This window comes from Nocardioides potassii, assembly GCF_021648885.1.
In the GTDB taxonomy this organism is placed as follows: Bacteria; Actinomycetota; Actinomycetes; order Propionibacteriales; family Nocardioidaceae; genus Nocardioides; species Nocardioides potassii.
This window is the reverse complement of record NZ_JAKJHZ010000006.1, coordinates 290,321-301,187: the sequence shown is the minus strand read 5'-3', so window position 1 is coordinate 301,187 and position 10,867 is coordinate 290,321. Positions and strand designations below refer to the sequence as shown.

Annotated in this window: 9 protein-coding genes; 6 read left to right on the top strand and 3 right to left on the bottom strand. The window is 72.3% G+C overall.

The window, feature by feature from the left end; translation table 11 throughout:
- The first annotated feature begins 103 nt into the window (after positions 1-103).
- On the top strand, positions 104-388 hold the full coding sequence (locus L2K70_RS10775; RefSeq protein WP_236401837.1) for a TrkA C-terminal domain-containing protein: 285 nt from the start codon (positions 104-106) through the stop codon (positions 386-388).
- A 16-nt stretch (positions 389-404) separates the two neighbouring features.
- On the opposite strand, the gene L2K70_RS10770 is transcribed toward L2K70_RS10775, so the two are convergent.
- A complete protein-coding gene (locus tag L2K70_RS10770; RefSeq protein ID WP_236401836.1) occupies positions 405-914 on the bottom strand; it encodes a LytR C-terminal domain-containing protein in 510 nt (169 codons plus the stop codon).
- 64 nt (positions 915-978) lie between these two features.
- Positions 979-1,275 carry a type II toxin-antitoxin system VapB family antitoxin gene (locus L2K70_RS10765; protein WP_236401835.1) on the bottom strand — a complete coding sequence of 99 codons (297 nt, stop codon included), beginning with the start codon at positions 1,273-1,275 and terminating at the stop codon, positions 979-981.
- Between the two features lie 69 nt (positions 1,276-1,344).
- On the opposite strand from L2K70_RS10765, the gene L2K70_RS10760 reads away from it, so the two are divergent.
- Positions 1,345-2,964, top strand: a complete 1,620-nt coding sequence (locus L2K70_RS10760; protein ID WP_236401834.1) for a helicase HerA-like domain-containing protein — start codon at positions 1,345-1,347, stop codon at positions 2,962-2,964.
- 98 nt (positions 2,965-3,062) lie between these two features.
- Here the strand turns inward: L2K70_RS10760 and eccCa are convergent, their stop codons facing one another.
- Positions 3,063-7,067 carry a type VII secretion protein EccCa gene (eccCa, locus tag L2K70_RS10755; RefSeq protein WP_236401833.1) on the bottom strand — a complete coding sequence of 1,335 codons (4,005 nt, stop codon included), beginning with the start codon at positions 7,065-7,067 and terminating at the stop codon, positions 3,063-3,065.
- A 115-nt stretch (positions 7,068-7,182) separates the two neighbouring features.
- Here eccCa and L2K70_RS10750 point away from each other — a divergent pair, with 115 nt between their 5' ends.
- The 4 genes from L2K70_RS10750 to eccD all read left to right on the top strand — a co-directional run bounded on the left by L2K70_RS10750 (position 7,183) and on the right by eccD (position 10,857).
- Positions 7,183-8,568, top strand: coding sequence for a ubiquitin family protein (locus L2K70_RS10750; RefSeq protein ID WP_236401832.1), 1,386 nt, complete (start codon positions 7,183-7,185; stop codon positions 8,566-8,568).
- A gap of 128 nt (positions 8,569-8,696) precedes the next feature.
- Positions 8,697-9,008 (top strand): WXG100 family type VII secretion target, encoded by a 312-nt coding sequence (locus L2K70_RS10745; RefSeq protein ID WP_236401831.1) that lies wholly within the window; start codon positions 8,697-8,699, stop codon positions 9,006-9,008.
- A 33-nt stretch (positions 9,009-9,041) separates the two neighbouring features.
- Positions 9,042-9,332: a WXG100 family type VII secretion target gene (locus tag L2K70_RS10740; protein WP_236401830.1), complete on the top strand. Its 291-nt coding sequence runs from the start codon at positions 9,042-9,044 to the stop codon at positions 9,330-9,332.
- 142 nt (positions 9,333-9,474) lie between these two features.
- A complete protein-coding gene (gene eccD, locus L2K70_RS10735) occupies positions 9,475-10,857 on the top strand; it encodes a type VII secretion integral membrane protein EccD (RefSeq protein WP_236401829.1) in 1,383 nt (460 codons plus the stop codon).
- Positions 10,858-10,867: the final 10 nt, after the last annotated feature.

Sequence of the window (10,867 nt, the reverse complement as noted above, 5' to 3'; positions counted from 1 at the left end):
GCGGGTGCGCGCCCCCCCGGGGGGGGGGGCGGGGGGGGGTTTTCCGGCCCCCCCCCCCCCCCCCCGGCGGGGCCCCCCCCCCCCCCCCGCCCCGCTCGACCGGGTGGCCGCCGACCTCCTGCAGGTGACGATCGCGCCGACGTCGAAGATGCACGGCGTCGAGGTGGGCGAGCTGCGCCTGCCGGCAGGCGCCTCGCTCTCACTGGTGATCCGCAGCGGCAGCGTCCTGGTGCCGGAGCGTCGTACGGTCCTCCGCTCGGGCGACGACCTGCTCGTCGTCACGCCGCGCAAGCTGCGCGAGGCCACCGAGGACCGGTTGCGCCAGGTGTCGCAGAACGGCCGGCTGGCGCAGTGGCTCGGCGACCCGTCACGCCGCGAGCGCGACTGAGGCCTGTCCCGGGGTGCTACTCCGCGTCGGAGCTGGTGGCCCGGCAGTACGTCGCGGCGGACTCGGCGGTCACGGACTCGACCTGCTTCTTCTTCAGCGACTTGAACTTCTCGCCGACGACGACGGTGATCCCGTCCCCGAGGGAGTCGCCCGGGACGATGTCGGCGCGCCGGAACTGCTGCTGGACGAGGAGCACGGCGGGGTTGGTCGGCTCGGAGGACCAGATCTGGGTGGTCTTCGCCGGCTGCGGCGAGTCGCCGACCTGGCCCTCGACGAAGCCGCGCTCGGTGAGCTCGGCCATCGTCGAGCCGGCGAGCCCGGATCGCCTGCTTCCGTTGAACACGCTGACGACGACCTCGTCGCGGCGCACCTCACCGCCTGCGGCGACGTCGATGTCCTCGCAGATCGCCACCGGGTCCTCCTGGGGGAACGGCGCGGTCAGCGCCGACCAGCCCCAGGCGGCCGCGACGAGGACGAGCACCGCCAGGACGGCGAGGGTGAGGGCCGACTTCAGTGCGCCGCTCATGCGGGGTCCCCGAGGCGTTGTTCGGAGGAGCGCAGCGGGGGAGAAGAACGTCGTGGGGTGCTCATCACGCATCGGCCTTGTGGACCCGCGCGTGCAGGACGCTGCGCTGCTGGAGCGCGGCGCGCAGGGCTCGGTGGAGCCCGTCCTCGAGGTAGAGGTCGCCCTTCCACTGCACGACGTGCGCGAACAGGTCGCCGTAGAACGTCGAGTCCTCGTCGAGGAGGGTGTCGAGCTGCAGCGTGTCCTTCGTGGTCACCAGCTCGTCCAGCCGGACCTGGCGCGGGGGCAGGTCCGCCCACGCGCGCGAGGTCAGCCCGTGGTCGGGGTAGGGCCGGCCGACGCCCACCCGCTTGAAGATCACGCCGGTGACTATAACGACGGCCCGCGTGACCGCTCGTCGTCGTCTGCCGCCGTGGCTAGGCTCCGGGGCATGAGCGAGACGCCCGGGACGACGCCAGTGCCAGAGCCGACGCCGGCCGAGCCCCCGGCCGCGACCGACCCGATCTCCGAGGCGGTCGCGCCCGGGTACCGGTTCGAGGGACCTGCCCTCGAGCTGGGTGGGCTGATGCTCGACGCCGACGAGCTCAGCGACGTCCACATCAAGATCCCGCTCGGCATGCTCAACCGCCACGGCCTCGTCGCCGGCGCGACCGGCACCGGCAAGACCAAGACGCTCCAGCTGCTCGCCGAGCAGCTGAGCGCCAACGGCGTACCGGTGTTCGCCGCCGACATCAAGGGCGACCTCTCCGGGCTGAGCGCTCCGGGTGAGCCGAGCGACAAGCTCACCGCCCGTACGGCGAGCGTCGGCCAGACGTGGACGGCGACCGGCTTCCCGACGGAGTTCTACGCGATCGGCGGCCAGGGGATCGGCGTACCGGTGCGGGTGACGATGAGCGCGTTCGGCCCGACCCTGCTGGCGAAGGTGCTCGGTCTCAACGAGACGCAGGAGTCCTCGCTGGGTCTGGTCTTCTACTACTGCGACCAGAAAGGGCTGCCGCTGCTCGACCTCTCCGACCTGCGCGCGGTGCTGCAGTACCTCACCGGCGACGCGGCCGGGAAGGCCGAGCTCAAGACGATCGGCGGGCTCTCGCCGCAGACCGCGGGCGTGATCCTGCGCGAGCTGGTGTCGTTCGAGGCGCAGGGGGCGGACGTGTTCTTCGGCGAGCCGGAGTTCGAGACCAAGGACTTCCTGCGGCTCACCGACGACGGCCGCGGCGTGATCAGCCTGCTCGAGCTGCCGAACCTCCAGGACCGGCCGGCGCTCTTCTCGACGTTCCTCATGTGGCTGCTGGCCGACCTCTTCCACGACCTGCCGGAGGAGGGCGACCTCGACAAGCCCAAGCTGGTCTTCTTCTTCGACGAGGCGCACCTGCTCTTCAACGACGCCTCGGACGCGTTCCTCGACCAGATCGCCCAGACCGTGCGGCTGATCCGGTCCAAGGGCGTGGGTGTCTTCTTCGTGACCCAGTCGCCGACCGACGTGCCCGACGACGTGCTCGCCCAGCTCGGCTCGCGCGTGCAGCACCAGCTCCGCGCGCACACCCCCAACGACGCCAAGGCGCTCAAGGCGACCGTCAACACCTACCCCACCAGTGCGTACGACGACCTCGGCGAGGTCATCACCTCGCTCGGGATCGGCGAGGCCGTGGTCACCGTGATGAACGAGCGCGGCGCCCCGACCCCCGTCGCCTGGACCCGCCTCCGCGCTCCCGAGTCGCTGATGGGGGCGGCCGGGACGTCGGCGATGGAGGCCGCCGTGAAGGCGTCCCCGCTCGCGGCCAAGTACGCCGAGGGCATCGACCGCGAGTCCGCCCGCGAGCTGCTCGCCAAGAAGCTCGAGGAGGGCGCCCGCAAGGCCGCCGAGGACGCGCGGGTGAAGGAGATGGCGCGCGAGCAGAAGAACGAGCGGGTCACCGAGAAGGCGAGGAAGGCGGAGAAGCCGAAGGACTCGATGGTCGAGAGCGTCGTGAAGTCCACGGCCTTCAAGGACTTCATGCGCACCGCCGCCCGCGAGATCGCGCGCGGCATGTTCAACAGCGGCCGCCGCTGACTTCTGGAGTCACCGGACATCCGGTGACTCCTACGGTTGTCAGCCCAGATCTCGGCTGACAACCGTAGGACTCGGGCGCGGAGCCTGCCCCGGGCCGATCACATCGTCGGGTCGAGCCAGGCCAGTTGGGCGGTCTGGGTGCCGCCGTCGCGGGTGACGACGCGGGCGCGGCCCTCGGGTGCGGGCTGGGGGCGCAGGTTGCCGATGAGGATGCCCTCGTCGCGCGGGCCCGACAGCATCACGCCGGGCATCGCGAGGTCGCGCAGGGACTGGATCACCGGCTCGTAGAGCGCGCGGCTCGCGCCGCCGGTGCGGCGGGCCACCACGATGTGCAGGCCGACGTCGCGTGCCTGCGCCATCAGCGGCTGGAGCGAGGAGACCGGTGAGGACTGCGCGGTCGCGACCAGGTCGTAGTCGTCGACCACGACGAAGACCTCGGCGCCGGTCCACCAGGAGCGGCTGCGCAGCTGCTCGGGCGTCACGTCGGGTCCGGGGATCCGGCCCTCGAGGTAGGTGGCGATGTCCTTGAGCGTCGGCGTCGCCTGCGTGGCGGACGTCAGGTAGTTGAGGAGGTACTCGTCGGGGACCTCGCCGAGCAGCGAGCGGCGGTAGTCGACCAGGACGATCTGCGCCTCCTTGGCGGTGCGCGTGCGCATCACCTCGTGGACGTAGGCCCGCAGCAGCGCGCTCTTGCCCGACTGCCCGTCGCCGAAGATCAGCATGTGCGGCTCGGCGTCGACGTCGAGCCCGATCGGCGCGAGCTCCTTCTCGTTGATGCCGAGCAGGATCTGGCGCTCCGGCACCTGACGTCGTACGGCGTCCTCGCGGATGGCGGCGAGCGTGACCATCTCCGGCAGGAGGCGGAGCTTGGGCCCCTCGGGGCCGCGCCAGGCGGCGACCATCTTGTCGATGAGGTCGTCGACGCCGTCGCCGAGCGTCTCGGCGCTGCCGTCGCCGTCGATGCGGGGCAGGGCGCCGAGGAAGTGCAGCTTGGACGGCACGAGGCCGCGACCGGGACGGCCGACCGGCACCAGCGCGGCGACCTTGCGGTCGACCTCGGAGTCGAGCGGGTCGCCGAGGCGCAGCTCGAGCTTGGAGCCGAAGACGTCGCGCATCGCCGCGCGGAAGTCGGCCCAGCGGGTCGACGCGGTCACGATGTGCAGGCCGAACGTGAGGCCGCGCGCGGCCAGCTGCTGGATCTCCATCTCGAGGTCGTCGAACTCGGCGCGCAGCGTGCTCCAGCCGTCGATCACGAGGAACACGTCGCCCCAGCCGTCGTCGGCGCGACCCTGCGCTCGACGGGCGCGATAGGTCTCGATCGAGTCGATGCCGTTCTCGCGGAAGTAGGCCTCGCGGCGGTCGACGATGCCCTCGACCTCCGCCATGACGCGGCGTACGACGTCGGGCTCGGAGCGCGTCGCGACACCGGAGACGTGCGGCAGCCGGGTCAGCGGCGCGAACGCGCCACCGCCGAAGTCGAGCACGAAGAACTGCGACTCGAGCGGCGTCGTCACCAGCGCCATGCTGGTCACGATGCTGCGCAGCAGCGTGCTCTTGCCCGAGCGCGGGCCGCCGACGACGGCGACGTGGCCGGCGGCGCCGGTGAGGTTGAGCGTCATCGTGTCGCGGCGCTGCTCGCGCGGCCGGTCGACCGTGCCGAGCGGGATCACGAGGCCCGGGATCGAGCGCCACTGCTGCGAGGTCAGGCCGAGCTCGGGGTGCGGGGCGAGGTCGGGCATCAGGTCGTCGAGGGTGTCGGGCACGTCGAGGGGCGGCAGCCAGACCTGGTGCGCCGCGGGGCCCTTGCCGATCATCCGCTGCACGGCGACGTCGAGCAGCGACGGCTGCTCGCCCTGTTGCTGGGGCTGCGGCGCGACGACATCAGCGGCCTCGTCGTGGGTCGGCTCCAGCGCCTGCACCTCGGAGATCGTGAACGGCAGGATGCCGCGGATGCCGCCGCCCTCGTCGCGCGCGACCCGGGTGCGGCTCGACGGCGGCCCCGAGACGTACGCCGCCTTGAACCGCAGCAGCGTGGACTGGTCGGGCTTGAGGTAGCCGAGGCCGGGGACGGCGGGGAGCTCGTAGGCGTCCGGCACGCCGAGGACCGCCCGGGACTCGCCGGCCGAGAAGGTGCGGAGACCGACGCGGTAGGAGAGGTGGGACTCGAGCCCGCGGAGCCGGCCCTCCTCGAGCCGCTGCGAGGCGAGCAGCAGGTGCAGGCCGAGCGAGCGGCCGAGGCGGCCGATGGCGACGAACAGGTCGATGAACTCCGGCTTGGCCGAGAGCATCTCGGAGAACTCGTCGACGACGATGAAGAGTGACGGCATCGGCTCGAGCGGCTCGCCGTTGGCGCGCGCCTTCTCGTAGTCGCGGACCGAGGCGTAGTTGCCGGCGTCGCGCAGCAGCTCCTGCCGACGCGTCATCTCCCCGGACAGGGCGTCCTGCATGCGGTCGACGAGGGTGAGCTCGTTGGCGAGGTTGGTGATGACGGCCGAGACGTGCGGCATGTCGGCCATGCCGGCGAACGTCGCACCACCCTTGAAGTCGACCAGCACGAGGTTGAGCTGCTCCGACGAGTGCGTCATCACCAGCCCGAGCACGAGGGTGCGGAGGAACTCCGACTTGCCGGAGCCCGTCGCACCGATCACCAGGCCGTGCGGGCCCATGCCCTGCTGGGCGGACTCCTTGATGTCGAGGTGGATCAGGCCGCCGGAGTCGCCGATGCCGATCGGCACCCGCAGCCGGTCGCGGACGGGGCGCGGTCGCCAGGCGGTGGCGGGGTCGTAGGTGAAGATGTCGCCCAGGCCCAGCAGGTCCATGTGGTCGGGCGTCGTCGAGGTGATGTCCACCGCGCCGCCGGCCGAGGACGACTCGGCGCTGGCGGTCTTGAGCGGCGCGATGCGCCGGGCGAACGCCTCGGCCGTCGCGAGGTCGCACTGGTCGGCGAGCGCCTTGACGGGCTCGGAGCGCAGCCGGACCGCGCGGACCGGCCGCTTGCCGAGCTCGTCGGGACCGCCGGCGAACTCCAGCCGCAGCCGCGTCGAGTCCTCGAGCTCGTCCCACCGCGCCGGCAGGTCGAGCAGGGTCACGCCGTGCAGGCCGTCCGGCGGCACGATGTGGTTGCCGGGCGGCAGGTGGCCGCCGTCGATGACGAGCAGGATGTGCGGGGTCGCCGCGCGCTCGTCCGCGCCGAACCGCGGGCGGTCGCTGAGGTCGGGCGGGAGCAGGTTGCCGAGGTCGTCGAGCGAGGTGGAGACGAGTCGCATCGGGCCGACCGCGTCGGCCTCGCGGGTGCTCTGCGCGTGCGGGAGCCACTTCACCCAGTCCCAGTGGGTGAGGTTGGCCTCCGAGCTCAGCACCGCGACGATCAGCTGGTCGGGGTTCTGGAAGGCGGTCGCCGAGCAGATCATCGCCCGGGCGGTCGAGCGGGCCTCGTCGGCCTCGCCGCACAGCTCGATGCGGTCGAAGGCGCGCAGGTCGATCGACGCCGGCAGGTTGGGCTGCAGCCGGTGCACGACGAGCAGCCGGTGGAGGGCCGACGCGGCGGCCGGGTCCACCTGGTCGACCGGCGCGCTCTCCGGCGGGACCAGCTCGAGCGACAACGGCTGCGAGCACAGGCCGTAGCGCACGTGCAGGAAGTTGTCGTCCGTGCTCGAGTGCTCCCACAGCCGCGTGCGGTCCTCGGCCAGGGACGGCAGCGCGGACGGCTCGGGGTGGTGCCAGTTGAGCGCGCGGCGCTGCTGGTCGGCGGCCTCGCGCGCGACCTTGCGGATGTTGCTGAGGTAGCGCAGGTACTCCGTGCGCGAGCCGGTGACCTGCTGCGCGCGCTGCTTCCGCTGCCGGTCGATCTGGACGACGATGAAGCCGAGCGTGGCGAAGAGGAACATGCCGGCCGCGAGGAAGCTGCGACCCCGGTTGGCGCCGCCGCCCATCGTCGCGACGAGGACGATCGAGCCGAGGCTGCCGAGCATCGGGATGGCGTTCATCAGCACGCCGCTGGCGCCCTCGCCCTCCTGGAGCTCGGGCGGCGGCTGCAGGACGATCTGGCCACCCGGCATCTCCGGCTCGTCGAGCCGTTGTCCGCCTCGCAGTGTGGTGCTCACGCGTCCCCCGTTGGCTCACCCGATGAAGTCGCGACGATGATAGGTGCTCCCTCCGTCGCCGCGGGTGCGACTACTCTCCGGCGGAGAGGTGCTCGATCCACGCGAAGGGGGAGACGTGTCGGACGTCGTCGTGCCCGGCTCAGCCGACGCGACCATCGCCCTCAGCATCCACGGCCCGGCCGGCGTGCTCGACCTGGTCGTCCCGGCCGGCGCCACGCCCGTCGACGTCGCACGGGAGTACGCCAAGCAGGCTGCTGAGGCGGGCGACGGCTCCGTGCCCGGCGTCCCGCTCCTGCAGACCGCGCTGGGCGAACGGCTCAACGCCGCCGTCTCCCTCGGCGAGGCCGGCGTACAGCCCGGTGACGTGCTCGTCGCCACCGCCGGCGTGCACCGCCCGCGCAGGACCACCCTGCTCGACGCCGCGAAGAACGCCCCCGAGAGTCCGGCGCTGGCCTCGATGATCGCGTCGGTCGCCTCGGCGGCCGCCGTGCTCGCTGCGTGGTACGCCGGACGCGCGGGGGAGGAGACCTTCCGCACCGTGACGGTCGGGATCCTGCTCGCGTGCGCACTGGTCGGGGTGCTGCCGGTCGGCCGGCACCGGCGTCAGCGTGCGGCCGCGGCCCCTGCCTTCGCCGCAGCGGCCGCCTTCGCGGCCCTCTACGAGCCCGGCATCCACCTGCTGCCCGCGATCCTCGGCGCCTCCGGGATCGCGGCCGCCGTCGTCGCGGGCATCGGCCGCGCGCTCGCCGCGGAGGGCGACGAGACCAGCGTGGTGTGGATCGTCAGCGGGCTGACGGTCTTCGCGTGCTGCACCGTCACCACCATGCTCGGCTGGGACGCCCGGGTCGCCTGGACCCTCCTGCTCTTCCTCGCGATGATGGCCGCGCGCTTCGCGCCGTCGCTGGCGATCGATGTTCCCGACGAGGCGCTGCTCGACCTCGACCGGCTGGCCGTCACCGCGTGGTCGGCCCGCGACAGCCAGCGCAGGGGCCGGCGCGGTCGCATCGTCGTCAGCGCGGAGGCGATGGAACGCCTGGTGCGCCGCGCCTCGCGCGTCGTCACGGGCGCGAGCGTGGCGATCATGGTCGTCACCCTGACCGCGAGCCCGCTCCTGCTGCACAGCGCCACCATCGACCTCGACCGCATCGGCGCCCGCTGCCTCGTGCTCTTCGCCGGCCTGTCGCTGCTGCTCGCCGCGCGGTCCTACCGGCACGCCGCCGCCCGGGCCTTCCTCCGGCTGGCCGGGCTCGGCGCGCTGGCCGCACTGGCGGAGCACCTCGTGGCCGGTCCCGGCGCCGGCTACCTCGACTCGTTCTTCTACGTCGTCGTCGGCCTCGGTGCGATCGCGGTCGCCGCGGCCATCGCCACTGGACGCGGCTGGCGCTCGGTCTGGTGGTCGCGCCGGGCCGAGGTCGCGGAGTCGCTGTGCGGCAGCTTCGCCTTCGCCGCGGCCGTCGTCGCGGCCGGGATCTTCCGCCGCCTGTGGGAAATCACGTCCTGATGTTTAGGCCGTTTTCGCTCGGGTAGATGCACGTCAGCGCGGGGGGTCGGGACGTCTCCCTGAGCAGCAGATCACTTCCACACACGACACTCGGCCGGTCACACCGCCCGGGGGAGAAGGAAACTTCCATGAGCGACATGTACGGCCAGACAGAGAAGGCCCTCTCCAAGGGCGCTGACTTCGTCGACCAGGCCCGCGGTGACGTCAAGAACAAGTGCGGCGTCCTGTCCGGCAACATCCAGACCATGATGGCTGGATGGGGTGGCCAGGGTGCGACCGCGTTCAACAACCTGATGATCGCGTGGGACCAGAAGCAGGAGACCATCCTCAAGGCGCTGGACCAGCTCTCCGCCTCGATGAAGGAGACCGAGCGCGACAACGTCGCGACCGACGAGTCGCAGTCCGCCACCCACGCCAACCTCCAGGGCCGCCTCGGCTGACGCCGGGCCCGACACAGACTTAGGAGATCGATGATGAGCTTCGACGGAATCAAGGTTCAGCACGGCCACCTCGACGCCGGTGCGGCCGACGTGATGAAGGCGGCCAAGGACATCGAGGCCCGCCTCGACCAGCTCGAGAGCGAGCTCAACCCGCTGAAGTCGGACTGGAACGGTAACGCCAAGATGGCCTACGACCAGGCCAAGGCCAAGTGGGACCAGGCCATGCAGGAGATGACCCTCCTGCTGCAGCAGGCCAGCCAGGGCGTGGACTCCTCCAACGCCGAGTACAAGGCGGCCGACGCGCGCGGCGCGAACCGCTTCTGAGCGCACACCGCTCGTCCGAGGCCGGTCGTCCCTCCGGGGATGACCGGCCTCGGGCCATTTCGTCCGGCCAGTCGCCTAGGCTGCTCCCGGTTCAGAACCCCGGCCTCGTGGCCGGGACACGCTCACCAGGGGGAAGCGCCATATGAGTCAGGGGTCCTCGGTCGCCTCGGGCCTGGTCCGGGTCACCATCGCCTCGGGTTCGCGCCGCGTCGACCTGGTGCTGCCGGGCTCGATCCCGGTCGCCGAGCTCGTGCCCGAGCTGGCGCGCTCGGTCGGCCTGCTCGACGCCTCCACCGTCTACGGCGGCTACCGCCTGGTGACGCAGGAGGGCCGCATCCTCGCCGACGACGCCGGCCTGACCATGCAGGGCATCGAGGACGGCGGCCTCCTGACGGTCACCGCCGGCGTCGACGACAAGGCCCCCCGCGTGTACGACGACGTGGTCGAGGCGATGGCCGACGTCGTGGAGAACGAGCTCAAGCCGTGGGAGCCCGCCGCTGGACGCCGTACGGCGCTTGGGGCGGGCAGCGTGCTGCTCGGCCTCGGCGCGCTGGCGCTGCTCCTCCAGGGCGAGAGCCTGCTCGGCGGGGTCGCCGCCGCGGTCATCTCCGCACTCCTGGTGGTCGGCGGCGTCGTCCTGGCCCGCGCCCAGCACGAGCCCGAGGCCGCGGTCGCCGTCTCCCTGCTCGCCGCCCTCTACGCCGGCGTCGCCGGGCTGCTGCTGGCGCCTGGCGACCTCCCGGCGTGGAGCTGGCCTCTGGACGACGCCTTCTTCACCGACCCGCTGCTCGTCGCCGGGCTGGGCATCCTCGCCGTCGGACTGGTCGCCGTCGTCGGCCTCCAGGACGGCCGCCCGCTGGTGATCCCCGCGATCGTCGTCGGCGCCGTGCTGCTCACCTGCTCCGTGCTCATCCGGGTCGCCTCGCTCGAGCCCGGCCCGGTCTTCACCGTGCTGATGACCCTGGTCGTCCTCGCCGGCAGCGTCCTGCCGTGGCTCGCCCTCGGTGTCACCGGAACCCGGGTCGACCAGCTCTACTCCCTGCACGACATCACCGCCGACCCCGAGGAGATCGACCCGGACGAGGTCGCCGACGACGCGCGCGTGGGCCACGAGATCCTGCTCGCCGTCTCCGCGACCGTCGGCACGCTGCTCGTCCTCTTCGCCCCGTTCGCCGTCGATCGCGGCGTCTCGGGCACCGTGCTGGCCGCGGTGTGCTGCCTGGCCGTCATGTTCCGCACCCGTCAGTACCGCACCGGGTCGGAGGTGCTGGCGGGCCTCACCTCCGGGATCCTCGGCCTGGTCTCGGTCGCCGTCTCGATGCTGCTCATCCACGACGGCTGGCGCGCGGGTGCCGCGATCGGCCTCGCCGGCGTCGGTGCCGTGCTGCTCGCCCTCACGCTCGTCCCCGCGTCGGCCTCGGTGCGACGCGGCCGGCTGGGCGACGTCGTCGAGACGATCACGCTGCTGGCACTCCTGCCCCTGATGGTCCTGGCCGCGGGCATCGTGTCCGCGGTGGCGGGCTGAGGGGCTGAGC